General features: G+C 46.3%; 18 protein-coding genes. 9 read left to right on the top strand and 9 right to left on the bottom strand.

Annotated features, from left to right (window positions below):
- Positions 1-16: 16 nt before the first annotated feature.
- On the top strand, positions 17-481 hold the full coding sequence (locus Q1A23_RS00560) for an Hsp20/alpha crystallin family protein (RefSeq protein WP_299817951.1): 465 nt from the start codon (positions 17-19) through the stop codon (positions 479-481).
- Positions 482-557: 76 nt separating this feature from the next.
- Here Q1A23_RS00560 and Q1A23_RS00555 read toward each other — a convergent pair whose 3' ends face one another.
- The 5 genes from Q1A23_RS00555 to Q1A23_RS00535 form a co-directional block, all read right to left on the bottom strand.
- Complete coding sequence (locus tag Q1A23_RS00555; protein WP_299817948.1) at positions 558-2,690, bottom strand: IPT/TIG domain-containing protein; 2,133 nt, start codon at positions 2,688-2,690, stop codon at positions 558-560.
- A 203-nt stretch (positions 2,691-2,893) separates the two neighbouring features.
- On the bottom strand, positions 2,894-4,954 hold the full coding sequence (locus Q1A23_RS00550; protein WP_299817945.1) for a M56 family metallopeptidase: 2,061 nt from the start codon (positions 4,952-4,954) through the stop codon (positions 2,894-2,896).
- Positions 4,951-5,340 carry a BlaI/MecI/CopY family transcriptional regulator gene (locus Q1A23_RS00545; protein ID WP_299817942.1) on the bottom strand — a complete coding sequence of 130 codons (390 nt, stop codon included), beginning with the start codon at positions 5,338-5,340 and terminating at the stop codon, positions 4,951-4,953. Before Q1A23_RS00545 ends, Q1A23_RS00550 begins: the two co-directional genes overlap by 4 nt.
- A 207-nt stretch (positions 5,341-5,547) precedes the next feature.
- On the bottom strand, positions 5,548-6,627 hold the full coding sequence (locus Q1A23_RS00540) for a site-2 protease family protein (RefSeq protein ID WP_299817939.1): 1,080 nt from the start codon (positions 6,625-6,627) through the stop codon (positions 5,548-5,550).
- 61 nt (positions 6,628-6,688) lie between these two features.
- Positions 6,689-8,356 (bottom strand): alpha-amylase family protein, encoded by a 1,668-nt coding sequence (locus Q1A23_RS00535; RefSeq protein WP_299817936.1) that lies wholly within the window; start codon positions 8,354-8,356, stop codon positions 6,689-6,691.
- A 254-nt stretch (positions 8,357-8,610) separates the two neighbouring features.
- Between Q1A23_RS00535 and arfB the strand changes: the two genes are divergently transcribed.
- Together arfB and Q1A23_RS00525 are read left to right on the top strand one after the other, a co-directional pair.
- A complete protein-coding gene (arfB, locus tag Q1A23_RS00530; protein ID WP_363322011.1) occupies positions 8,611-9,021 on the top strand; it encodes an alternative ribosome rescue aminoacyl-tRNA hydrolase ArfB in 411 nt (136 codons plus the stop codon).
- A gap of 217 nt (positions 9,022-9,238) precedes the next feature.
- Positions 9,239-9,811: a hypothetical protein gene (locus Q1A23_RS00525; protein ID WP_299817933.1), complete on the top strand. Its 573-nt coding sequence runs from the start codon at positions 9,239-9,241 to the stop codon at positions 9,809-9,811.
- 803 nt (positions 9,812-10,614) lie between these two features.
- Here Q1A23_RS00525 and Q1A23_RS00520 read toward each other — a convergent pair.
- Entirely contained in the window at positions 10,615-10,779 is a 165-nt protein-coding gene (locus Q1A23_RS00520) for a hypothetical protein (protein ID WP_299817930.1), read from the bottom strand.
- Between the two features lie 473 nt (positions 10,780-11,252).
- Here Q1A23_RS00520 and Q1A23_RS00515 point away from each other — a divergent pair, with 473 nt between their 5' ends.
- Complete coding sequence (locus Q1A23_RS00515) at positions 11,253-12,119, top strand: cyanophycinase (RefSeq protein ID WP_299817927.1); 867 nt, start codon at positions 11,253-11,255, stop codon at positions 12,117-12,119.
- Between the two features lie 8 nt (positions 12,120-12,127).
- On the opposite strand, the gene Q1A23_RS00510 is transcribed toward Q1A23_RS00515, so the two are convergent.
- Positions 12,128-13,021 carry an NAD(P)/FAD-dependent oxidoreductase gene (locus Q1A23_RS00510; RefSeq protein ID WP_299817924.1) on the bottom strand — a complete coding sequence of 298 codons (894 nt, stop codon included), beginning with the start codon at positions 13,019-13,021 and terminating at the stop codon, positions 12,128-12,130.
- Positions 13,022-13,399: 378 nt separating this feature from the next.
- Here Q1A23_RS00510 and Q1A23_RS00505 point away from each other — a divergent pair, with 378 nt between their 5' ends.
- From Q1A23_RS00505 to Q1A23_RS00495, 3 genes are all read left to right on the top strand, one after another.
- Positions 13,400-14,635, top strand: coding sequence for an outer membrane protein transport protein (locus tag Q1A23_RS00505; RefSeq protein WP_299817921.1), 1,236 nt, complete (start codon positions 13,400-13,402; stop codon positions 14,633-14,635).
- A 15-nt stretch (positions 14,636-14,650) separates the two neighbouring features.
- Complete coding sequence (locus Q1A23_RS00500) at positions 14,651-15,955, top strand: SGNH/GDSL hydrolase family protein (protein WP_299817918.1); 1,305 nt, start codon at positions 14,651-14,653, stop codon at positions 15,953-15,955.
- A 169-nt stretch (positions 15,956-16,124) separates the two neighbouring features.
- A complete protein-coding gene (locus Q1A23_RS00495) occupies positions 16,125-16,985 on the top strand; it encodes a hypothetical protein (RefSeq protein ID WP_299817915.1) in 861 nt (286 codons plus the stop codon).
- A gap of 95 nt (positions 16,986-17,080) precedes the next feature.
- Here the strand turns inward: Q1A23_RS00495 and polA are convergent, their stop codons facing one another.
- Complete coding sequence (gene polA / locus Q1A23_RS00490; protein ID WP_299817912.1) at positions 17,081-19,930, bottom strand: DNA polymerase I; 2,850 nt, start codon at positions 19,928-19,930, stop codon at positions 17,081-17,083.
- A gap of 295 nt (positions 19,931-20,225) precedes the next feature.
- Here polA and Q1A23_RS00485 point away from each other — a divergent pair, with 295 nt between their 5' ends.
- Together Q1A23_RS00485 and Q1A23_RS00480 are read left to right on the top strand one after the other, a co-directional pair.
- On the top strand, positions 20,226-20,582 hold the full coding sequence (locus Q1A23_RS00485) for a hypothetical protein (protein ID WP_299817910.1): 357 nt from the start codon (positions 20,226-20,228) through the stop codon (positions 20,580-20,582).
- Positions 20,583-21,089: 507 nt separating this feature from the next.
- Complete coding sequence (locus Q1A23_RS00480) at positions 21,090-22,454, top strand: sigma-54 dependent transcriptional regulator (protein ID WP_299817907.1); 1,365 nt, start codon at positions 21,090-21,092, stop codon at positions 22,452-22,454.
- A 3-nt stretch (positions 22,455-22,457) separates the two neighbouring features.
- Here Q1A23_RS00480 and Q1A23_RS00475 read toward each other — a convergent pair whose 3' ends face one another.
- Positions 22,458-25,076, bottom strand: a complete 2,619-nt coding sequence (locus Q1A23_RS00475; RefSeq protein WP_299817904.1) for an ATP-binding protein — start codon at positions 25,074-25,076, stop codon at positions 22,458-22,460.
- Between the last annotated feature and the right edge of the window lie 65 nt (positions 25,077-25,141).

Below are 25,141 nucleotides of genomic sequence, written 5' to 3'. Positions count from 1 at the left end.
GAAAGGAGTGTGAACTATGAAACCTGCAACACGTGATAAAAACCGAGGAGTGGCACCACGCTCTTTTTTCTCTGATTTTTTTGGGGATGTGGATCGCTTCTTCGACAATGACCTGATGCGGATGCCTGCACAGTTTGGACGCCAGCTAATGGGCAATATGCCTGCCACTAACATCCGCGAAAACGAAAGCGACTACAGCATTGAGGTAGCCGCACCCGGCATGGCAAAAGAGGATTTCAACATTGACTTAACAGAAGGTGTACTGACAATCAGTTGCCAGAAGGAGTCAGAAAACAAGGAGGATAATGATAACTATACACGCCGGGAATACAACTACAGCTCTTTCAGGCGCTCTTTCCATTTGCCGGAAAGTATAAACGAAGACGATATCAAAGCACGCTACCAGGATGGCATATTGCACATTACGGTGCCAAAGGGCCAGGAAGAGGTGCAACTGAAAAGGAAAATAGAGATAACATAACAGGAGGCATGCAACTTGATCCAAAGCAGGAAGCCGAAGTGCTACACGCAACTCCGGCTTCTTGCTTTGGGTAGGCTTAGAGCTTCACAATTTTAAACTCTCCGTTATTAGTTCTTTCCCGCCACTTCAGGATGTAGATGCCTGCAGCCAGGTCGCCAAGTGAGAGTTCTATCGGCACATTTACATCAGATAAAGTATACTCGATATCACGCACAAGTTTACCGTTGATGCTGTACAGCTGCACGGATAGCGTAGTGCTTGCCTGTACCAGGTAAAGCAGATTAACGCTATACACATCTGGCGGTATCGGGTTAGGGTATACCCGTAGCACCCGCAGCGATCTAGGGTCTATAACACGCACGCGAGCCGAGAAGCTGGATGAATTATCGTTGTAAACTACCTTGAGCCGGTAAAAGCTGATATCTGAAAGCGGGTTATTGTCGGTGTATGTATACTTGCTCGCGCCTGTGGCATCTACATCGGTCAGGTCTGTCCAGTCGGTGCCGTTGGTGCTGCGTTGTACAGTATAAAAATTCACGTTCTGTTCCTGCTGCGTCTGCCAGTTTAGTACTACCTGCCCATCCTGAAAGCTTCCTTCAAAGGTGAGAACCTCTTGTGCCAAATTACAGTCTCCGTCTGTTTTCCTTTCCATTGGCGGTTCCTGGCATACATTAGGCACCACGCTTTGCTCCATTACCTGGTTTCCTCCTCTAATATCGGCATCGCTTAAATCACGGATAAGCACCTGAGACTCTACGGCAAAGTGCATAACAGCACGTGGCAAAATAACATGACCCAGCTGGTGCGCATGGCCCAGTTCGTGCAGCATTACTGTCTCAAAGTCAAACTGGCGGTTTACAGGCGGGCCGGGGCCGTATTGCCAGCTGATGCTGCTGTTGATGGCCATGTCAAACTCACTAAGCCAAAACAGGGTATCGGTGCCGCATCGTAAGCCTTCCCAGCGGCTTAGGGTGCTTGCCAAAACGCCTTCCTGCCCAAAAGTAGAATTGCCGGCAAAGCGTATTACAGATGTATTGTCGTCGTTGGCGGCTTCTATGGTTGTGGGGGCGCCTACTTCCCAGTTTACATTGGTGGCACAGGTCCAGCTGTTAAGTGCGCGTACAAAGCCTTCCTGGGCATCGGACCTGTTTTGCAGGCTGGGTGCAAAACGTACTGTATAGCCGCCTCTGCCATTCTTGTTTTGCAACAAAGGTTTAAATGACTGTATGTTATCGCCGGATAAGACTACATTCAAATGGGCAAACTCAATTGTGATCGGATTGGCACTACTTATTACACTACCATCTGGGGCGGTTACACGTACCTCTCCGGAACCTGCTGTACCACCAGAAACACCGCGCGAGGGTATGCGCACTCTTATCTGCGTATTTGTCCAGGATACATAATCTGTGCGCCTGGGTTCTACAAATGTTTTTCCGCCATCGTCGGCGTTGCGAAACTCTACCTTGCCAGTACCGCGGGTGTTGCCAAAGTTTGTGCCGTTGATGGTAAGTATAGCTCCTGTGCCAGCAGTTGCGATTGTTGGTATAAAATTAGTTATAACAGGAACAAGCTGCGTATTTTGCGTTTGAGATTTGCTGTTTTTAGTGTCGATGGCTTTTAGCAGCGGTTCGTTTTCCTGTAAGGTGCGGTAGGCGTTGCCTGTATGCTGCAGCACAGCGTCATACAGGCGCTGCACAGAAGTATAGCTGTTAAAAACATCAGCGGCAGAATTCTCCTGTAGGTTATACTTTACAAAACCCTGTTGGCTGGCATAAGCTCTGGTGCGTAAGGCTAAGTTAGCGGGAGTTGTCTGTATCTCCTTTTCCTGCATCAGGAAGAAAACCCCCTGCTGGCCTTTGTATAACTCAAGTGCTGTAGACAGAATGTGCTTTTTAAGCCCAACGCTCCCTCCCTGCGTGATCAGCTCCAGCTGCTTTTCCTGTACGCTGCCTTTAAAAACCTTGTACACCCGAATGATGTGGGAAGTATAAATATTGGTGCGGTCAACGTTCCAGAACGATTTCTGGGAAAGCACCTCGCCCTCAATCACCATATCAGCCTGGCGCGTGCGCTCTTGCAGGGAGATGGGAACCATGTGCTGCCCGTTATCGGCGAAAAGGTTTGTAGTAAGTAAGGTAAGGATAATTAGTAGCACAACAAGCCTTATGCGAGGCTGTACCACAGATGCTGCGTATAGTTTTATCATGCTTGCAGAAAGGGTCATAAATGTGGAGCAAAGGTGCTGCAGCTATAACAGGGTACTACAGCGAGTTATACTTACGCAAAATAATGTGAAATAGGATACAGTAGTTTGATTTAAATCCAATTACGCCACAGTAATTTATAAATAAACAGCCTGCCAAAGTATAAACCTGGCAGGCTGTTAGGGTAGAAGTGGAAGTAGAGTAGTTAGTCGTGTGTGTATTCGTACTTAAAGCTGCCGTCGCCGTCAATGTTTACATTCAGTAGTTTTTTATACTTCTCAAACAACTCCTGGCTTTGCTTTTTGCCATGCACATAAAAGCTATCTTTTGTAATCTTGATACCAATCTTATCGGTTTCTTTCTGGATAAGACCGTCTTTCAGCATTTCTTTTTTGAGTGCCTTTGTGCGGGCCTCGTGTTGGCGTGCCGCTTCTTCGTGTTTTCGGGCCATTTCGTGGTGGCGTACAGCCATTGCTTCGGCGCGCTTGGCGTGTGCCTCTACCTGGCGCTGATAGCGTTGCATTTGCTGCTGCAGTTCTTGTTGACTGATGGCACCGGATTCGTACTGTTTGCGCACCTCTTCCTCATACTTTTGCATTTGCGCGCTGTGTTTTGCCATCTCTTTTTCATGCTCTTTCATGGCCTCCTTATAGCGCTTCTGGGCATCTTTATCATTAGGGAATGGTGCTAAAGGAGCCATGGGCGGCATGGGTGGCATGGGCGGTACTGGTGCAAGCACCGGACCACGTGGCATAGGAGGAACAGGAGGCAAAGGAGGATGTGGCGCAATGGCAAAGCTGTCTATCGGGCCGGCATAAACATAGGTGTGCGTTATACTTTTATTTGATTCCTGCGCTGTTTTTGCCCTTGCTACGGCACGGCGTTCTGCGTTTAGTTCTTTCTCAACTTCTGCCGATGTGGCTTTTGGTGCTTTCTCAATTGCCTGCAAGCGTTGGTTTACCAGTTCGGTATACTTAGGAATGTCCTTTTTAGGAATTTTTTTACCGTCTACATACAGCTCAGTCACCTTGCCCTTTTTGTTTTTGATGATTACAATGTCTCTGGTTTTGCCGTCACCGTCCTGAGCTTTGTAAGCGTAGGCGTTAGTTTCGTTGTCGTCTGGGTTTGCCGACGTTATTGGTGAGTTGCCGGCTTTAGTTGCCATTGGCGCTGACGTAGTAGCATTCTCTTTTATCTGCGCGGCTACTTCTTTGTTGTTAAGCTGTTTTAAGCTGGCCATGGCACCGTAAGAAAAAGCTGTCAGGCCAGCCACCATGATCAGGGCAGCCATAAAACCTTCCGCAAAAGTTGGGCGCATGGATTGTTTTCCTACCAGGCGTTTGATGCGGCTTATCAGCGTGCCTCGCTTTCCTGCAAAAGCCAGGGCAAGTGCCGGTCCGGCTGGCAAGCGCATGGCTTCCAGCTCGGCAAGGGCGCGGGCATATGTAAGGTTACTGCCGCAAACAGCTACCGCTATATCATCGCAGCAGTTTTCACGTTCGTCGCGTACCAAGCCAGATATCCACCACATGGCAGGGTGGTAAAAAAAGATAATGTCTACAATAGACTGCAGGATGTTGAACAGGTAATCGCGGCGAAGGATGTGTGCCAGCTCGTGGGCAAGTATAGCCTCTACCTGCGCCTGCGAAAGGCCGGTTACAGCACCAATCGGTAATAGTATAACTGGTTTAGTATAGCCTATAGCCACCGGTACCTTTACCAACCCCGATTCTACCAGCCGCACTACTTTAGACATGCCCAGCTCCTGGCGTAGCGCCACCAGCCTTTGCTGCCATTTTTCGGAGAGCGGTGTAGTTTTATAGTGGCGCAGGCGCTGGGTGTAAGCCAGCCCGCCGATAAACCGTAACGCCATCAACACCAGGCCCATCAACCAGAACGTAACAATTAAAGGCATGTGTTGCTCAAAGTATACTTTGGCGGTATCTAAAGGTGCTTCCCAAAACGATGCAGGAGCTGCCACGCTGGTTGCCGGTGCTGTGGAGGCCCCAAAAACAAGGTTGGTTTCTGCTGTTTCTGGGGCAGGCAGAAAGTAATAATGATCAAAAGTTACAGCCGATACGAGCACCTGAAACAGCAAAGCACCTGCTGCTATAGTATAACGTGTTTTAGAGGAGTGGCGGTGCAGCACCAGCATCAGCAGGCTAAGTATGATAGCCAGCAAAGCGCCTTGCCATAGCGAGTGCAGTAAGGTCCAGCCCAGGGCCTGCACAACGGTTTCGGAAAATAAATTCAGGATGTGGTTCATTTGCTACCTCCTTCCAGTTTATCTAATAAGTTTCTGATTTCGTCTAGTTCTGCTTTGGATGTGTTGCTGTTGCCGAGTGCCTGCATTACCAGCTTGCTGGCCGAGCCCCTGAAAGCGGCATCCAGAAACTTATCAAGCAACTGCTGTTGCGTTTTCTCCTCCTCAAGGGCAGCATGAAAAATGTGCGAACGGCTCGATTTATCTACCTCTAGCATTTCCTTATCAGCCATGATCTGCATCAGCTTCAGGGTAGTAGTATAGCCAGCTTCTTTGTTCTTGCTTAGCTCTTCGTGCACAAACCGGACAGTACTAGGGCCGTGTTGCCAAAGTACCTGCAATATTTCCAGTTCAGATTCGGTGGGTTTAGGTGTTTTTTCCAAAGTCATAGTTTATAGATAGTTAAGGTTGCAGCTTAGTTGCACTACAAGTATATACGAATGATTTCGTAAAATGAAATTTTAATTACGATATTTTTCGTAGTTGATGGCGGGATATGTAAAAAAGTAAGTAGAGGCACAAGAAATGAATAGTAAGCCTAACTGAGAGAAAAGCTTTGTAAATGCGCCGGGCAGAAAATTAATCTCGGTTAATTGTTAATGTGCGAGCGCAGATTTTATCATGATAAACTCATTGATGTTATCGGTATTGATGACACCTGCCAGGCGGCCGTTCTCCAAAACAGGCAGGAGCGGAGCACGTGTTTTCTGAAGTTCGGTATAGGCTTCCGAGAGTTTATCTTGCACGTTAAAAGTTCTAAAATCATGGGACATGATCTCTGAAACGGCGATATTTAATTGTTCCTCTTTTACAGCCTGTATCAACTGCATGCGGGTAAGTATGCCTACTACTTTGCCCTCCAGCTCTATGATAAACTCGTGCTCTGAGCCCATAAGCAGTTTGTTCAGGGCATCTTTTACTGTTTCGGAAGGGGCCAGGGATACAAAGTTTGTCATCATACCTTCGCGCACGCTGTGGCCGCGCAAGTAGTCCAGGTGCTGCACCAGCATGTTTTCGGCATAGGCGCCAAAAAACACAAAAGCCCCTATCAGGATAAGGAATGGATTATAGAACAGCCCGATAAATATGAAACCGATTGCCAGCAGTTGCCCCAGGTTTGCTGCTATCTGCGTGGCACGCACCCGGCCAAGTTTAAAGGCAAGCAGCGCGCGCAACACTCTGCCACCGTCCATCGGGAAGGCAGGTATGGCGTTAAACACCACCAGCACCACATTAACAAATAAAAGCAAGTACAGGAAGTTGGCAGGCGTAATCCGGATAAAAAACTCTTCGTTGGGGATGTTTTGCAACGAGGGCAAGGTTAGCCAAAGTAAAAGCGCAATGGCCACATTAACAGCAGGGCCAGCCACAGCTATGAGCAACTCCTGCTTTGGCTTCTCAGGCATACGCTCCAGGCTGGCTACTCCTCCTATGGGCAGCAGGGTTATCATTTTGGTTTTGATACCGAAGCGCTTTGCTGTAAGTGCATGGCCCAGTTCGTGCAACACCACACACAAAAAAACAGTAAGTATAAAACCGATAGCCAGCAGGATGGTGTTTGTATCGCTGCCCCGCTGCGCCTCCGAAAAGGTGATCCAGGCAATCAGCAATACAAACGTCCAATGCACCAGAATTTTGATGCCTGCTATACTACCAAGGTTTAAGGACCATTTCATGCCTGCGCTTATACTTGTGTTTTACATTAACGCAGTTGTTTTGGTATTGTTAGTCAAATAGTTACTCTTTTTGTTTCTTCTTTTTGGCTTCTTTTTTCTTTACCTCGGGTAGCTTGTGCAGCCGGAACCAGCGGTAACCGTATGGCTCCAGGTCCACGTTGCCGTCTTTGGGTAAAGTATAAGCTGCATTGCCGAAGATTTCGTCCAGGTGCATATTGTTTTCGCATAGCTCTGCTAAGTATAGCTGGCAGGTATCGCCGCTTAGGTTGTGCACCACAACGGTTTTATACTCTAGTTCGCAGCTGTGGGCAAATAAGCGGCTGTCTTTGGTTTCCAGAATGGTATACTCGCCGTCTCCGAATTCAGGACTTTGCCTGCGCAACCTTATAACACGCTCCATCCAGTTTAGCAAAGAGCCGCCATCGTGCTGCTGCTGCACCACGTTTACGTTTTGGTAGCCATACTCGCCTTTGTCAATTATCGGGCGTATAAGCTCTTTATCTACTGCTTTAGAAAATCCACCGTTCAGCTCGTTCCCCCACTGCATAGGGGTGCGCACGCTGTTGCGCTCTGGCAGGTTAAGGTCATCTCCCATGCCTATTTCCGCGCCGTACTGTATCATGGGTGTGCCCGGCAGGCTGAAAAGCAGACTATAGGCCAGCTCTATCTTTTTGCGGTTGCCACCAAGTATAGGCGCCAGGCGACGACGTATGCCGCGGCCATAAACTTTCATGTCTTCTTTGGGGGCGTAGGCTTTGAATATGATCTCCTGCTCATCCTGCTCCAGGTCCTCAATGTTAAGCTCATCGTGGTGTCGCAAAAAGTTTAGCCACTGCGAGTTAGAAGATTTGGGAGGCATCATTTTTAATCCTTTAGAGATTGAGCTGCCCTTTTCGCGCGCCAACGCCAGGAAAACATGTTGGTTCAGCAGGAAATTAAACATCATGTGCATGCGGTCATCCCCCTCAAAAAAGCGGCCCACTATCTCTGGCGGGCCAGAGGCTTCTGCCAACAGTATCGCATCGCGGCTGTGCAGGTTCACATACTCCCGCATGTCCTCTATCAAAGCATAAAAATCTACGGTGCTGTCTTCGCTATCGCTTTGCACCAGTATGTGGGCAGCATCTATTCTGAACCCGGACACGCCCAATGCAAGCCAGAAGCCCATGATGTGATGTATCTCTCTGCGCACCTCGGGGTTGTTAAAGTTTAAATCGGGCTGGTGTGCATAAAAGCGGTGCAGGTAGTATGCCTGTGCTGCTTCGTCCCAACTCCAGATACTGTTTTCAGAACCTTTAAAAGCTGGTTTGTAAGCAGGGTCTTCTGGTTTTTCGGTGCTCCAGGTGTAGTAGTTGCGGTATTTTGAGTTCTTGTCGCGGCGCGCATCCTGGAACCACGGGTGCTGGTCCGAAGTATGATTGACGACAAGATCCACGATAACACGCATGCCCCTTTCTTTGGCTTCGCGTATAAAAGCAGCAAAGTCGCCTAATGTTCCCAGCCTTGGGTCTACGTTGTAATAATCCATTACATCATAGCCATTGTCGCGGTTAGGTGTGGGGTAAAAAGGCAGCAGCCAAATGCAGGTAATGCCAAGTGTAGCCAGGTAATCAAGCCTCCCTATCAAGCCCTGAAAATCGCCTATCCCGTTACCGTTAGAATCCTGAAATGTTTCTACATCCAGGGCATAGATAACGGCTCTTTTGTACCAAAGGTCTCTTTCTCTCATAGTAACGTTGGTTTAAAGTGCAGCGCTGTTTAAGTTGTTTAAAACGCACGCTGCATGTAGGCTAGCTGGTTGTGGCTTGGAGTTGCCGGATAAGGAAGTATGGCTTAGCGCACTTGCCGAATATGCATGGCTGGTAAATTCTTTCATCGTATATGTTTTATACTTATTGTTAATTTGTAATACCTAGTACGGCTATACTTTAAAGTATGGTTTCGTAAGTAGGATACAGGTAATCGCTTTAATGTTATAGCATCGTGCAGCTACAAGCCAGAGAATTAGAAAAAGAATTGCAGTTTCAGGCATCCAGAAGTGGGGGAGCCGGCGGACAGAACGTCAATAAGGTGGCCACTAAAGTGGAGCTTAAGTTTCATGTGCAAAACTCTGCCTTGTTATCTGCCGATGAGAAAGCGCTGGTGCAGGAGAAGCTGGCAGGCCGCATCAACAACGAGGGATACCTGCAGGTAGTCTGCCAGGATGAGCGCAGCCAATTGCAGAACAAAGAGTTGTGTATAAAGCGGTTTTACGAACTGCTGCGGCAGGCACTCACACAGCAAAAAAAGAGAAAGGCATCAAGACCCACCAAAGCATCGGTAAGGCAAAGGCTCGAAAGCAAGAAGAAACTGTCGCTTAAAAAATCCAACCGCGGTTACAGACACGATATGTAAGGTGTTTACGTTAGGTGTTATACTTTAACGCGATCTCTCCATCACAGATGATACAAAAATGAAGGCAGATGCAGAACAGGCATGCTTTGTGCTACAGCTGCCCCGTTAGCTTGTATATACGGCAGCTAAAATATGCACCAGGCCGTGTACTGACTAACTTATTTACCAACACAGCAAAACTTTATACTTAGAATATCAGCAACAACTTGCACTTACAATGATCAGAAAATTACTACTTACCTTACTGTTTATTACCGGAGCACTCGCAACAGGATATGCCCAGAAGTATAGAACAGCCCTGGGGCCACGATTTGAAAGCGATAAGTTTGGAATATCTATACAGCAGAAGCTGCACGAGAAAGGCACTATAGAAGGTATAGCAACAATTGGATCAAACGAGTACAGCGGCACAGCCTTGTATGAGTGGCACTTCCCGTTGCTTGGCAAAAGGTTTAACTATTATGTTGGCGCCGGTGCCCACGTAGGCAACTTAAAAGATAGTGGTGTGTTTACCGGCGCAGATGCCATACTTGGCTTAGAGTATAAAGTAAACGGCCTGCCCATACTATTGTCAGCAGACCTTAAACCGGCAGTACACATACACCATGCTGATTGGGTAGATCTGTCGTCGGGAATATCGGTAAGGTATGTAATTGTGAAGGAAAAGAAAGAGAAAAAGAGCTGGTGGCCTTTCGGTAACAAAGAGCAGGACTCCAAAAAGAAGAAGCGCAACCAAAAGGAACAGGAAAACGGCAGTATCCTAGATATCTTTAAAAAGAAGGACAACTAACCTTATAGAGCATTGCTAACTGCCTGTAAAATGCAGAAGCCCGGTGGGGCCGGGCTTCCTGAGGAAAAGAGCGTTATTTAGCGGCAGCTTTGCATACCTAACTTATTTTTCTGTTTAAGTTTGTTTAATTACCCAGACCTGCAAGTTGGGGCTTGCAGTAGTAATATGTATCTAACCTATGTTTTGCCAGCTGCGCTAAATAAAGAAGTTGGTTTTAACAGGGGTTTTGCCCTTTTCCTGTATCGTTTAAAATCTAAAGTCTTATACCTGGTGTAGCAACTGCCTGTAACAGCGGGTTGGCACTTAAATGCTTATGTATAAACAGGGTGCTGCTGCCTGGCGCTAACAGCCTTTTGCAATACCGGGCTGCGTTTCAGCAAGTACTGGTCCGTAAAGTTATCTTTTTAGATCAACATATAAAAAGCATAAAAGGTATGTTTTATAACATTACTGCTGCTCCTGCCAGTTTGCATGCGCCATTCAGAATAGCCTGTGGCTGTACCTGGCTTATAAGTTGCTCAAAAACCAATGCTGAAGATAACATGCCTGGGGCAGTTAGCGAGGGCTACTGCGGCCCCAGATTATAATTTACAGATAACCTGGGTGCCGGTAGCAGTCTGAAATGCTGTGGGTTTTAATGCTATTTGCTCGCTTTTTACAAGCTGTGTGTTTCTGGTGCTAAGGGCATCTTTAGCTGCAAAACAAAAGGTGCCTAACATAAAGCATAAAAGAATAATGAGTTTCATAGTTGTATGTGGGGTTGTGGCTAAAACGGTAGTCTATTAATTTAAAGCTGCTTTATGTTAGATGCGGTCTGCAACTATCTCAACAACAGGTAACAGGTTAGGATGTGCTCTGAACTCGTTGAGCTCTGCTCTTTTGTTTAGCTCTTTAATGTCGTTTGCCTGCTTTTTAACGCTGGCTCCGAAACCTATTACAAAAACGAAAAGAAGAATGATGATTTTCATAGTAGTAAGATTTAATGTTCTGGTTTATAATGTCTTTCTGATTTAATAGATAGCGGCATTAGAACAATGGTTGCTTGGTGTCGCTAAATTATTTTTTATTTCTGATTGGAATATTACACTTTACGTGCCAATGTTCATAAAGTACTGATATTCAGTAAGTTGAAATGAATTAATCTGTGTTTGATGCGAGAGGATATGTCCGGCAGCGGACACTTTTATGTTCGGTAGCGAACATAAAGTATAAGCATGGCCTTTGCTGCAGTTAAGCTAAAGAGTGTAAGTAAAATGAACGCACTTTATATTGTATCTACTGCGTAACATTTAAGTATAGCAGGAGCTGCCGGTAGGATACTTGCTTTGATTATTTGTGCTATTTATATAATCTGTAACACAGGCTGCTGTATACCTGGCCTAAAAGCCAACTTAGGGCCGGCTTCTAAAGTATAACGAATCTATCTCAGGGGTAAAAACATATGAACAAAGTAAAAGGAAAGCTGATAGCACTCGGAGGCGGAGACGATGATGGCCTTATCAAATTAATACACTCTAAAATATGTAACCTAACCTCCAACATAGAGGTGATAGCCACAGCAGCCACCGAGGCAGAAGAGTCGGGGCAGGCGTATAAAGAGGCCTTTGAGGAACTAGGCTGCAATAAAGTGCGCTTTATGCGCATTGATGAGGAGCACCCTACTGATACACAGGATAACCTGGCGCGCATAAAACAGGCTGATGTCATCTTCTTTACCGGAGGGGACCAGGTACGCCTGGCAAGTTTCCTGAATGGGTCTAAGCTGTTAGAGATATTGCGAACCAGGTATATCAACGAACCTATTATCGTGTCAGGCACAAGTGCAGGTGCTGCTATCATGTCTGATAAAATGATTTACGATGGGTATGGCCACTACTCTCTTATAAAAGGAGAGATGAAAACCACTACCGGCTGCTCTTTTATAAAGAAAGTATACATTGATACCCACTTTGCAGAGCGAGGCCGGTTTGGGCGCTTAGCCCACGCTGTAGCCCACGACCCGGATTATATCGGGATCGGGCTTAGCGAGGAAACAGGCATCATCATTAAAGAGGGCAACCAGGTAGAGGTGTTTGGACCAGGGGTAGTTACTATTATTGATGCCAGCGAAGTTACTTTTTCTAAAGTGCGCGATGCCGCCGAGAACGAGCCCATAGCCGTTGAAAACCTTAAAATGCACTTGTTGGTGCACGGCTACCGCTATTGCCTGAAAGAGCACCTGTTCCAGCCGGTAGAGGCAGGTAGCGCTATGCTTATTGCCGGTTTACAGGATAAAGGTGCCAACGAACAAGCTATAGGTGCAGCATAAGAAGAGGCTTATTTGCGCTCTTCCTGCTGTAACTCCATATTAATGGCTACCCCGGCTTTGGCTCCCTCTGCTGCGGCAACAATCACCATCTGCATATCGCGCGCTGCATCACCAGCCACGAATAAGCCCGGAATATTTGATTTCTGAAGCCTGCGGGTTTTTATAACTCCTTTGTTTGTGAACTCGCAGCCAAGTTGTGTGCCTAAACCAGATTGCTGTTCTGTGCCTGTAGAGAAAAACATGGCTTCTTGTGCATATTTTTTGCCTCCTAAGGTTACGATATGCGTTAACTGGCCATCTTCGCCCTCCAGCTTGATAATTTTCTTTGTTACATAGGCTATCTCGTTTCGCTCAAGCAACGCTATGTCTTGGCTTGTTAGTTTACCGGCTCCATCTGTATATAAGGTAACGTTGCTGCTCCAGTTCTTCATAGCGAGTGCCTGGCCAATGCCATCGCGCCCTTTGCCGTACACGGCTATAGCCTTATCGCGGCTTTCCCAACCATCGCAGTAAGGGCAATGGTGCACGCTTTTGCCGTATAGGTCTTCGACGCCATCTATTGGCGGCACCTTATCCTTTAATCCTGTTGCCAGAACCAACTTTTTAGAGTGGTATACTTTGCCTGCATCATCACTTATAATAAACTGGCCTTTGCTGTAAGTAGCCGACTCTACTTTAACATCCACAAGCTCTACTTCATACTTTGCCAGTTCAGCGCGTCCTTTTTTAATGAAATCCTCCGGGCTCATGCCATCGCTGCTCAAAAAGCCATTCATACTCCTGGACCAGCGGTTGCGGGGTTCGCCGCTGTCAAATACGACCACCTTTCTTCTAGAGCGGCCTAAAATCATAGCTGCGTTCAAACCGGCCGGTCCTCCTCCTATTATTATAACATCGTACATATTTATTAACTTAAAGAGCATATCCTAACGTATAATAAAGCTTTTGGATAAGCCTAAGGCTGAAAATATTGCTCTATTGTTAATTCCTTCACTTGCAGTTGCCATGGCTTTGGGCTGTATAGCCTGCTTGGTGGGGCTATGGCCGCTAACATGCCAATCACGGAGTCCGGGGTGATATTTCAGATCTGCCACAGGTTTGTATGCGCTATGTAATAGATGGCGAGGTATTAAATACCAAGCCTGCAAGATGGACTACAGAAGATTTTCGACTCATTTTAAAAAATATTTGAAAAAAGCAGAGATAGTCGGTATGCCGAGTATAAAAAATGTATATATTTGTTTAGACGTATTATCACCCTACATTCTAAATTGCGTTATATGAAAAGTAAATTACTAGCCTTATTTGGTAGTGCACTACTCTCGGGTACAGCTATGGCCGGAGGATATCAGGTTAACCTGGCAAGTCAGCGCCAGATCGGTATGGGCCATACAGGTACAGGTATCGAAACCGGTACTTCAAGTATATTTTTTAACCCGGGTGCCATGAGCTTCATTCGTCAGAATGGGATAACCATCGGCGCAAGTGCTCTAAGCTCTAAAATCGCTTACAAGCCTTCAGAGTCTAACATCACTACTGAAGCTGATAACGGCATCAGTACACCCTTCCATGTTTATGGGGCATACAAAGTAGATGACCTGTTAACAGTAGGCCTGGGTGTATATACGCCTTTTGGTAGCGGTGTAAACTGGGGAACAGAGTGGAACGGACGTTTCGGTCTGAACGAAATTGATTTGAAGGCTATCTTTTTCCAGCCTACCGTTAGTTACAAAGTATCTGATAAACTTGGTTTAGGCGTAGGCTTTGTAGTAGCTACAGGTGCTGTAAATCTGCAGCGTGTACTGCCTGTGCAAAACGCTCAGGGCGCAGAAGGCGGCATTGAGCTTGATGGCGGTGCTAAAACAGGTTTCGGTGTAAATGTTGGTGCTTTCTTCCAGGCAACTGAAAAGTTCTCGATCGGTATAGACTATCGCTCTAAGATAGAGCTTGAAGTAGAAGGCGGTGATGTACTCTTCACAAACGTGCCAGCTGCTGCAAGAGGCAACTTCCCTGAAGGCACAGAGTTCTCGGCTATGCTGCCATTGCCAGCTACTTTATCACTTGGTTTAGGTTATAAAGTTAACGAGCAGCTTACCTTGGCCGCCGATGTTAGCCATGTAGGCTGGAGTGCATACGAGTCGCTTCGCTTTAACTTCACGCAGCCTGTTGGTGGTTCTAACGTGTCTGAGAGTGCAAGAAACTACGACGACGCCTTTATTTACCGTATCGGTGCTGAGTATCAGTTAAATGATAAACTAGCGCTACGTGCAGGTGCTTATTACGACCAGACTCCTGTGCAGGATGGATATTTAACTCCTGAAACACCGGATGCTGACTCTCGTGGTATTTCTGGTGGTATCGGTTACGCTTTCTCAGATAAGTTCAGCGTTGATGCTTCTTTCCTTTACATCAACAAAAAAGAAAGAACAGATACAGCTGAGTTCTCAAGAGGTGTGAGTGGTACATTCAAATCTGTTGCTTACATTCCTGGTTTAGCTCTGAATTACAACTTCTAATTTCCCAAAACAGTCATGAAAAAGTTTTTCTATAAATCAAGTATGCTGGCATTAGCTGCCGGTATGCTTTTAACAAGCTGCGATCCAGAAATAGATTCAGCAAATCCGTCTTCGGGTGAGTTAAATCTTGAGAATTATGTAGCTGTTGGTAACTCGTTAACAGCTGGATACCAAGATAATGGCTTGTACCTGGAAGGGCAGTTAAACTCTTACCCTGCTATACTTGCGCAACAGTTTGCGTTTGCTGGCGGCGGTGAGTTTAAGCAACCATTATTCTCTGATGCACAGCGCAACGGTTCTGGCTACCTGAGGCTAACAGGTTTTGCATCTCCAACAAGCCCAACCTTAACTCCTGTTAGAGAAAATCTTGCTGTTGTAGGAATGGGCCAGGACGGAAAAACGCCGCTTCTTGCACCATACTTAGAGCCAATCAACAATTTAGGCATACCAGGCATCAGAATGGCTGATGTTAGTACGCCTGGTTATGGTTTTAACAACCCTATGGGCTTTAACCCATACTACGAGCGCATCTTGCCGGATGACGTTACACCAACAGGCGCACTTTTACCATACGTAAACAGAGTTGCAGCTTCTAATCCGACGTTCTTTACAATGTGGTTAGGCAATAACGACGTACTTGGATATGCTACCTCAGGCGGTATTGCTCCTATTACTCCATCTAATACCTTCCAGTCTAACCTGGATGCTATGGTAAATGCGCTAGTAGGGCAGAACGCAGCAAAAGGTGCCATTATCAACATTCCAGATGTAACTGCTGTGCCTTTCTTCACAACAAAGGCTACTGCTCAGATCATGCAATCGGCGGCCGCAGCTAAAACAAAGCTTTACATCATTGATAAAGATAACCAGATGCGTGAGGCTAAAGCTACGGATTACATCCTGCTTACATCAACTGTAGGTACGCCTGAAACGGTTGGTACAAATCAGATTCCTCACGGTTTCAGCCCTTTTAATCCTTTAGCTAACAGCGAGGTGCTTGATGAGGCAGAAGTTGCAGCCGTTAAAGCAGCTACAGTAGACTTTAACAATAAGCTAGCTGCAGCAGCTCAGGCAAAGAACCTGGCATTAGTTGACATGAACACCTTCTTTAACTCAATCAAAGGTGGTTTTGCGCAAAACGGTGTAGCTTATAGCCCTACGTTTATCACAGGTAATCTATTCTCTTTAGATGCAGTACATTTAACGCCACGCGGCTATGCTATTGTTGCTAACGAGATCATCAAGAATATTAACTCAAAGTATAATGCAAGCATTCCTCAAGTGGATGTTACACAATACAGAGCAGTTTTACTTCCGTAATTAACAGAAGTTTAAGTTATAAAAAAGGCACCTCAAACCGGGGTGCCTTTTTTGTTTGCTTTATCCTGTGTTTTCCTCCGTTCGCTAAAAAGCATCCTTAGTTAGTATAATTTATAAATTTATACTTATAAATTTGTCTTTTATATATAACTACCAAACCTACAAAACTATGAAAAGAAGTTACTTTGCTCCAACAGAGAGCACAGGAAGAGGCATTTTGTCTCTAGTCTCAGCCATTGTTATTTTTATAGTATGCATTGGCTTATTCTCTTTCACCACGCGCAGCGTATCCGAGGCCGTATTTCAGCGCCTGGGCATGAGCCAAACCGAAGCTGACCAAAGTATTTCCCGATCCATTTTAGAAGGTTACTTAGCGCACTCAGCTGCCCGAAATATTAAAAGTATAGCTGTAGGCGATAGGGCGGCCATTGTGAAAGACGCTATGGCTTATGCCAAACAGCACACGCAAAGCGATGCCTTTAAGAAGGAGTATGAGGCGCTAAGGCTAAAACATAAGCCTCAGGAGCCCGCCCCTGCCGAGACTGAAGCCGACATACGGAACAAGATGGTAACAGACCTGAAGAAAAGTATAAAGAGCACCGAGGAGTCTATGGCGAAGATGGACGCTGAGATGAAAAAAATGATGGCGGAATCTCTGGCAACATTAAAGGCGCAGCTAAAGGAGTACGAAAACCCTAACAGCGAAATGGTGAAGATGCTGGCAACCGGCTCTGCTCAAAACCATACTTATGAGAAAGAAGCTTACAAGGAAAACATGGTTAAGTGGGAAAAGGAGTACCCGGCAAGTGCGCAGGTATTTGTGAAAAAGCGGTTGCAGCAGTTTCTGAACGAAACCAAGGACATTGACTTTAATGCTGCTTTAAAAGATAATGGCAGGGGGAAAATGAAATTCGTGGACCCAACTTTTGAGGCGAAGTCCAGGGACTGGAAAAAGGCTTTCAGAGCTGGCAAAGAAGCCACCACCACAGCACGCCAAATAGCGCAGCAATGGCTGCAGGAGCTGGCTTAGTCAAAGTATAAAACATCAGAGGCGCTCCGTTCAAGAGCGCCTCTGATGTTTTATACTTTACTTTGATTATGCCTTTATCCTGAAAGCTATAATCCTTAGTGTGCCTCCAGCCAGTTTTCGCCAACGCCCAAGCCAACTTCCATCGGCACGCTAAGTTGCAGGGCATTTGTCATAAGCTCTACAATTTTAGGCGTCACCACCGCTACCTCCTCCTTAGGGGCATCAAACAAAAGTTCGTCATGCACCTGCAGGATCATGCGCGTTTTTAGTTTCTCCTGCTTCAGGTATTCATTTATGTTAATCATGGCTATTTTGATGATGTCGGCGGCTGTGCCTTGTATTGGTGCGTTTATAGCATTACGCTCGGCAAAGGCGCGTATCGTTGCGTTGCGGGAGTTAATGTCGCGGAGGTAGCGGCGGCGCCCCAAAATGGTTTCGGCATACTCCAGTTCACGCGCTTTCTCAATGGTGTTATCCATGTACTCCTTTACCGCCGGAAACTCCTGGAAATATGCCTCAATGATATCGGCGGCCTCGCGGCGTGGTATACCTAAGCGCTCTGCCAATCCAAAAGCTGATATGCCGTAAATAATGCCGAAATTCACCGTTTTAGCTTTGCGGCGCATTTCGCTGTCTACCTGCTCCAGCGGCACATGAAACACCTTGCTAGCCGTAGAGGCGTGGATATCCTGTCCGTTCCGGAAAGCCTCTTTCATGGTAGGGTCTCCGCTAAAATCAGCCATAATGCGCAGCTCTATTTGGGAATAGTCCGCAGATATGATAAGGTGGTCGCTGTTGCGCGGCACAAAGGCTTTGCGTATCTCACGGCCTCTCTCCGTTCTTATCGGGATGTTCTGCAGGTTTGGATTGGTGGAGCTTAGGCGTCCAGTAGCAGTCACCGCCTGGTTAAAGGACGTATGCACGCGGCCATCAAGTTCGCACACCAGCTGCGGAAGCGCATCCACGTACGTAGACTTCAGTTTTGTAAGCTGGCGATGGTCAAGTATAAGCCTTACAATTTCGTGCTCGCCAGCCAGTTTAATAAGTATTTCTTCACCGGTAGCATATTGGCCGGTTTTTGTTTTCTTGATTTTGGATTTACCGTGCAGTTCCAGCTTATCAAACAGTATCTCGCCCAACTGTTTTGGTGATCCAATGTTAAATTGCTCGCCCGCAATCTCAAAGATACGCTTTTCAATAGTAGTAATCTCTGCCTCCAGCTGCTCCGAAATATCTGCAAGGGCATTAGAGTCTATACTTATGCCTTCCTTTTCGACATCGGCCAATACTTGTACCAGCGGGTTCTCTACATTATTAAAAAGCTTCATCAGGCCCTGCTCCTGCAGCAGCGGCTCAAAGTATAACTTCAGCTGTAACGTAATATCAGCATCCTCGCAGGCATAGTCCTTTACATCTTCAGGAGCAAGGTCGGCCATTGTTTTCTGGTTTTTACCTTTCGCCCCAATAAGGTCTGTAATAGGCACAGGGCTGTAGTTAAGGTATGTTTCGGCCAGCACATCCATATTGTGGCGCATTTCGGGCTCCAGCAGGTAGTGGGCCAGCATCGTATCGAATATCGGCCCCTGTACTTCCACCTTGTAGTTCTTCATCACCAGTATGTCATACTTGATGTTCTGGCCTACTTTGGCAATGTTAGGAGACTCCAGCACAGGCTTAAACTCCTCTACAATGCGCTGCGCCTCTTCCAGGTTGTTGTGCGGCACAGGTACATAATACGCCTCTCCAGGGCGGTAGCAAAAAGACATGCCCACCAATGCGGCAGTTATCGGGTCTATACTTGTGGTTTCAGTATCAAAGGATATTTCGTCTTGCTTTAAGAGGTACTTTAGCAGGCTCTCGCGCCGCTCTGGTGTGTTAATGAGGTGATAATCCTGCTGCGTAGTTTTTATACTTCGCATCATTGCCGGTATAGCTTCTCCTGTTGCTTCTGCCTCTGTTACATCAGTAGCAGGGCCATCAAAAAGGGATGTTTGGGAAGATGACGTAGCCTTGCCTTTTCGAGCTGCAGGCCGTGCAGTTGTGGTAGTAGTAGCTGCTGCCAAGGTCTGGCCCAATACACGCTGTGCCAGTTGCCTGAACTCCAACTCAGCAAAAAGTTCGGTTATCTGTTCTTCGTTGGGTCCATCGTAGTGCAGCGCTTCAGCACTATAAGTAATCGGTACATCGCGGTGTATGGTAGCAAGCTCTTTAGACATCATGCCCTGATCCGCAAAGTTAACCACGTTTTCCTTCTGCTTCCCTTTAAGCTGGTCAGCATTGGCAATAAGGTTTTCTACAGAGCCAAAACGCTGTATAAGTGTTTTAGCCGTTTTCTCGCCAATGCCTGGTATGCCTGGTATATTATCCACAGCATCGCCTTGCAAACCAAGTATGTCTATTACCTGTTCTACACGTTCAATTTCCCATTTTTGCAGCACCTTCTGCACATCCAGTACTTCGATGGCGTTGCCCATAAAAGCCGGCTTGTATAAAAAGATGTGGTCAGTTACCAGCTGGCAGTAATCCTTGTCCGGTGTCATCATATACACGTCAAAGCCTTCTTTCTCGGCTTTGCAGGCAAGCGTGCCGATAATGTCATCGGCCTCGTAGCCATCCATGATCAGCACCGGAATATTAAAGGCTTCTACAATTTTTTTGCAGTAAGGTATAGCCAATGATATGTCTTCGGGCATTGCCTGGCGGTTAGCCTTATAAGCAGCAAAGTTGTCGTGTCTGAACGTTTTTGCCGCCGAATCAAATGCCACTCCAATGTGGGTAGGTTTCTCTTTTTGCAGCACCTCCACCAACGTGTTGGTAAAGCCTAAGGCGGCACCGGTATTCATGCCTTTGGAGTTGATGCGCGGATTTTTGCTGAAAGCAAAATGGGCACGGTATATCAGCGCTAGGGCATCTAGCAGAAACAGTTTCTTGCGTGGTTCACTCATGCGGCTAATTTAATCAATTTTAATAGTGTTTGTTCTGTGTTGGCAATAGATTGCTTACAGAGTAAATAAGGGAAAGAATGAAAATTGTTTTACCTGCACCTGTTGTTGGTAGTACACATTGGGGTACTGTCCCACAAAGTGTAGAATTTTTCCACACTTTTAGGCTGATGTGGAATTATGGTTTGGGAAGTATTTGTGCTGTAATTGGCTTATTTTAAGCAGTTTATTTTTTGTGAACTTATTTGGCATGGTTCTTCTTTAGAGAGAATCAAATCTGATGATAGCCGATAGATTTATGAATAAAATATTTGCTCTTGTTATTGTGTTAGTAGCAGTTGGAGTTTTTTCTGGTGCAAAGGCACAGGCTCCGTTTGCGGCATCATCGCAATTGCCCGAAGGTGCGCTGCAGGGTGTGCCTCAAGAGCCGGGCAAAGAGAAAATTGGTAAAGATGATTTACCAAAGGCTGTAAAGCAAGCTCTGAAAAGTAATGAGTTGAGAGAATGGAACGTAAGCGAAGTATACATGGTTAAAGCCTCTGTTCAACAAGCAGACCCGAAGCCAATGTACGAAGTATACCTCACCAATACAGAGCGTAAGAGAACAGTAGCCCGCTTCTATAGAAACGGAAAGCTGGTTTCGGGCCGACAGTAAGGCTCATGAACTAGAATATTTAAAAAGCATTAACTGATAAATTATGATACAAAAAAGTGTTTTAGCTGTTGCAGCTGCACAACATGGGCCAACCGCAATTGTGGCTAGTCCGGCGCAGCATACAGCGAAGCCCAACGCCCCGCCAGGATTTGCTAAGATCGACTGTAGAAGCAGAGATCTAAGAGCTGGCGAAACTCATAAATTTTTACCAGCCTTTGTAAATGCCTACGTGCTGCAACAATGTTGCATAGCTGTTAGTAACAAAGGCTGTTGAGATAAGCCAGTTAAGTGGCTAATGCCATTCATATATAAGTTATAAAGAGAAAGCTTCCGTTGGCGCGGGGGCTTTTTCTGTTTTAAGCCCATTTCGATTTTACAGTAGCCTTATTAAACTATAACTACATAGTATAGCTAACCACCCAGAATAATGTTTTACAACCTTAAGCAGCATATTGCTGTTTAAGGATATGCTATTTGAGCAAGTAATACGAATTTTCTGCCGCCCTTATGCCACATATACTCGTTATAGACGACGATCCCGCCTTTTGCCTGATGCTAAGTGCTTTCCTGAAGCGACAGCAGTACCAGGTGCAAGAAGCACACAGCGCAGAAGAGGGACTAAAATTGCTCCGAGAGCACACATTTGATTTAGTGCTTACTGATTTCAGGTTACCAGATAAAGATGGGTTGGAATTGCTAAGTATGATCAAAGTGATATCGCCGGCAACTCCTGTTATCCTGATGACAACTTACGCGGATATAAAAACTGCCGTAAGAGCCATTAAAATGGGAGCTTTGGAATACCTTACAAAGCCCATTAACCCCGATGAGACATTGCTGCTGGTGCAAAACGCCCTTAAAAAGAAAGCGTACGCGCAGCCGGAGCAACAGCCATCTGCTAACGCGGAGTACGTGCACGGTCAAAGCCCTGAATCAGCCCAGATAGAGGAGTTTATACAGCTAGTAGCGCCTACCAATTTGTCGGTAATTATTGAGGGGGAGAGTGGCACAGGCAAAGAGTATGTTGCCCGCACCATACATGAGAACAGCAAGCGGCGACACAAACCATTTGCAGCGATAGACTGCGGCACTTTATCCAGAGAGTTAGCCGGAAGCGAGTTGTTCGGTTATGTAAAAGGAGCCTTTACTGGAGCACTTGCAGACCAGAAGGGGCAGTTTGAGGCTGCCGATGGCGGTACCTTGTTTTTGGATGAAATCGGAAACCTGCCTTATGAGGTGCAGGTAAAGCTACTGCGTGCCCTGCAGGAGCGTAAAATCCGTAAAATTGGCAGTACCACCGATATGGATGTTAATGTGCGTGTGATTGCCGCTACAAACGAAGACCTGGCGCTGGCAATTAGCAAAGGCCAGTTCCGGGAAGACCTCTACCATCGCCTAAACGAGTTTAAGATAAATATACCTCCCTTGCGTGCCCGTAATGGAGACGTGCTGCTTTTTGCCCGGCACTTTTTATACCATGCAAATCAGGAACTGGAGAAAAACATTATAGGGTTTGATACCGCAGCCGAAGAGGTTCTGCTTAACTACAGTTGGCCAGGCAATTTACGCGAACTTAAGAATGTAATTAAGCGGGCTGTTTTGCTTACCAAGGCTGATGTGATTACGACGCAGGTGTTGCCGCCGGAGGTAGTGAACTATGTGCCTGTGGCTAAAGCAGCAGATGCAAGTATAAATGTGCTGCCAGACCATGTGGAAACAGATCTTAAAAGTATAACCGAGCGCAATGAGCGGGAGCTGATACTAAAGACGCTGGAGCAAGTGCGGTATAATAAATCGAAGGCGGCACGCTTGCTGAAAATTGACCGTAAAACGCTATACAACAAACTTAAAATTTACGATATAGACGCTTAAACTCTATACAGCCTGTTGTTCTGCCAATTGTTTTATACTTTCCAATTCCTGATGCAAGGCGCGCAGTACTATGGTGGCATTTAGCTGTACTTGTTTTACAGCTGTTGGTAAAGCCGACGTATCTGCATCCGAAACATGTAGTACCTGTTCCAGCACCTCAAGGTGAGGCACTACAGTAGCTGCTTTTAATTGCCTGAAGCCCGTGATCATCTTGTGTGCGACCGCTCCAACTTTTTGCCAATCCGCAGCATCAGCATGTTCCTTTAGTTTTGCCAAATTTTGTTCCTGGTCTGTTAGCAGCACCTCTAGCACCATCGCGAGTATTTGAGAGTCGGTACCGGTAAAACGCTTCGTTTCTTCCAATGTATAAAGAGGCTCTTCAGCATCTGCTTCTATGGGTTCAGCGTTTATACTACTATCATCAAAAACAGCAGGTGTTACGGTGGCGGGCAGAACCCTGGCCAGCAGTTGGTGCATCTCCAGTTCGGTGAAGGGCTTTAATAAATGGCCGGTAATGGCAGAGCCTTTGAAAAAATCAGGATCGTTGCTTAATATGTTCGCTGACAAAGCCACGACAGGTACTTTTTTATCATACTTCCGGATAGCCCTGGAAACAGTTTTTCCACTAACACCGGGTAACTGCAAATCTGTTAAAACAACATCAAATTTGTGTTGCTTTACAAGTTCCAGCGCTTTGTGGCCATCATTTGCAAGAAGCACGCGCATGCCCCATCTGCTTAGCATTAACTCACAAAGGGTGCGGCTAAATGCATCATCATCTACTACTAAAGCGGTGTAACCGTTAAAAGAGCTTGGCGCAAGTATAGCTTTGGCTGGTGCCTCTATGGCCTGCCTGGCCATCAGTAGAGGCAGCACCATGGTAAATGTAGTACCCTTGCCTGTCTCGCTGGCAACTGCTAAGGTGCCTCCCTGCATCTCTACTAACTTCTTGCTGATAGAAAGTCCAAGGCCGGTGCCACCATACTTGCGCAGTATTGAGTCATCGGCCTGGTTAAATTCTCCGAACACATGCTGCAGGCGCTCCTTGTCAATACCGATACCTGTATCGTTTACTGTTATGCAGGTGGTAATGCGGCTGCGGCGTTGGCTCTTTAGTGTAACGTTAACCTGCACATGGCCTTCGTGTGTAAATTTAATGGCATTATCAACCAGGTTAAAAAGCACTTGCTTTATGCGTAGCACATCGCCTTCCAGGGCATCAGGCATAGTATCTGATATCTGGCAGCTAAAGTTTACAGCTTTGCTGGATGCTTTCAGGGTAAAAGCTTGCTCTAGCTCTGTTAGCAACTGCTTTAAGCTAAAAGGCACAGGATTGATGTTCAGTTTGCCGGCCTCTATCTTAGACAGGTCCAGTACATCGTTTACAATGTGCAGCAGGTGCTGGCCTGCGCTGTTGATGGCCGTTACATGCTCCTGCTGCTGCTGTTGCAGGGGCGTGTGTCGCATCTGTTGTGTAAAGCCAAGTATAACGTTAAGCGGAGTGCGCATTTCGTGGCTCATGTTCGCCACAAAAGCCTCTTTAGCACGCGCTAGCTGCACCGATTGTTTCTGTGCCCTTATCAGGCTGGATTTGTAGTTGTTGCTGAGAGTAATATCGCGCAGAATAACTAGTATAAATGCTATGCCGCTGCCTAAACCTATGATGCCTACAATTAAAAGTATAGTGGATGTTTTTTTGGCTTCTGTGCGGGCACGCACCAGGTTAAGCTCCGATTGTGCCTGCTCCCGTTGCTCCAGCTCGTACATCATTGTCCGGATCTGGTCCATTATCTGCTTGTCCTGGTGCAGTAGTGCAAGTTCACGGGCTTGTAGTATGGCCTCTTTCTTTTCAGCCTCGCGCTTTACATCGTTTAGTATGCGGCGCACTTTTGCCAGCTGTGCAACAGGCGTTAGTAGTTTGTTTGTGTCTACTTCAATCTCCCGGGTAACGTTTATTTCGGGTATAATCACCTGGGGCGGTGCGGCAGATTTCTGAGCTTCCTTCTCTTTCTTAGAGAACAATTTGCTGAAGAATCCCCTTTTATCCTCTTCAGGTTCAGGTTGTGGCTGCGGTTTTATTTCTGCAGGCTCTTTGATAGCTGGCAGCCTGTCTGATATGGTAGTAGTGGTGTGTTGCCTGATAGTAGTTGAGAGCGGCTTTTCTTCGGCTGATGATGCAATCTGGCGCATGGCCTTATCGGAAAGATTTAAACGCTGCTGCTCCTTTTTAAGCGAAACAAATTGTTGCAGGCTGCTTTGCTTTGTCTTGAGCAGTACGGCAATAGAATCGATTTTTGCCATGTCGTTGCTATTGCCTTGCATTAGCGTGCGCAGGGTATCCAGCTGGCTTTCAATCGTATCCAGGTGGCTTAAGTAAGATTTAAAGTGACGGTCGTTGGTGGTTAGCGTATAGGTCCGGATAGAGCTTTCTGCCGCCGAGATAGTGGACAGCGTTTGGTGCAGACCCGAAAGCTTTACATTAGGTTTAGATAGCTCGTCTACAGAATTTAGAAGCTGTGTAAAGCTGGCGTAAGTAAAGTAGATAGCGACAATTACCATACTTATGGCAAGCCCAAACCCAACTACAACCTTTGCTTTTATACTATCTCCGAATAACTTCATTAACCTTTTCTGCCTGCTTTTGCTTCTTCTGAAATGATAAAACAGTATAACGCCGATTAACTTAA

The sequence above is a fragment of the uncultured Pontibacter sp. genome (assembly GCF_947492645.1).
Classification (GTDB): Bacteria; Bacteroidota; Bacteroidia; order Cytophagales; family Hymenobacteraceae; genus Pontibacter.
This window is presented reverse-complemented; position numbering and strand designations above follow the sequence as displayed.

Excerpts from the sequence above, each read along its gene's own strand:
- Q1A23_RS00560 (WP_299817951.1), top strand. The coding sequence starts at position 17 with ATGAAACCTGCAACACGTGATAAAAACCGAGGAGTGGCACCACGCTCT.
- Q1A23_RS00555 (WP_299817948.1), bottom strand. The coding sequence starts at position 2,690 with ATGATAAAACTATACGCAGCATCTGTGGTACAGCCTCGCATAAGGCTT.
- Q1A23_RS00550 (WP_299817945.1), bottom strand. The coding sequence starts at position 4,954 with ATGAACCACATCCTGAATTTATTTTCCGAAACCGTTGTGCAGGCCCTG.
- Q1A23_RS00545 (WP_299817942.1), bottom strand. The coding sequence starts at position 5,340 with ATGACTTTGGAAAAAACACCTAAACCCACCGAATCTGAACTGGAAATA.
- Q1A23_RS00540 (WP_299817939.1), bottom strand. The coding sequence starts at position 6,627 with ATGAAATGGTCCTTAAACCTTGGTAGTATAGCAGGCATCAAAATTCTG.
- Q1A23_RS00535 (WP_299817936.1), bottom strand. The coding sequence starts at position 8,356 with ATGAGAGAAAGAGACCTTTGGTACAAAAGAGCCGTTATCTATGCCCTG.
- Q1A23_RS00525 (WP_299817933.1), top strand. The coding sequence starts at position 9,239 with ATGATCAGAAAATTACTACTTACCTTACTGTTTATTACCGGAGCACTC.
- Q1A23_RS00520 (WP_299817930.1), bottom strand. The coding sequence starts at position 10,779 with ATGAAAATCATCATTCTTCTTTTCGTTTTTGTAATAGGTTTCGGAGCC.
- Q1A23_RS00515 (WP_299817927.1), top strand. The coding sequence starts at position 11,253 with ATGAACAAAGTAAAAGGAAAGCTGATAGCACTCGGAGGCGGAGACGAT.
- Q1A23_RS00510 (WP_299817924.1), bottom strand. The coding sequence starts at position 13,021 with ATGTACGATGTTATAATAATAGGAGGAGGACCGGCCGGTTTGAACGCA.
- Q1A23_RS00505 (WP_299817921.1), top strand. The coding sequence starts at position 13,400 with ATGAAAAGTAAATTACTAGCCTTATTTGGTAGTGCACTACTCTCGGGT.
- Q1A23_RS00500 (WP_299817918.1), top strand. The coding sequence starts at position 14,651 with ATGAAAAAGTTTTTCTATAAATCAAGTATGCTGGCATTAGCTGCCGGT.
- Q1A23_RS00495 (WP_299817915.1), top strand. The coding sequence starts at position 16,125 with ATGAAAAGAAGTTACTTTGCTCCAACAGAGAGCACAGGAAGAGGCATT.
- polA (WP_299817912.1), bottom strand. The coding sequence starts at position 19,930 with ATGAGTGAACCACGCAAGAAACTGTTTCTGCTAGATGCCCTAGCGCTG.
- Q1A23_RS00485 (WP_299817910.1), top strand. The coding sequence starts at position 20,226 with ATGAATAAAATATTTGCTCTTGTTATTGTGTTAGTAGCAGTTGGAGTT.
- Q1A23_RS00480 (WP_299817907.1), top strand. The coding sequence starts at position 21,090 with ATGCCACATATACTCGTTATAGACGACGATCCCGCCTTTTGCCTGATG.
- Q1A23_RS00475 (WP_299817904.1), bottom strand. The coding sequence starts at position 25,076 with ATGAAGTTATTCGGAGATAGTATAAAAGCAAAGGTTGTAGTTGGGTTT.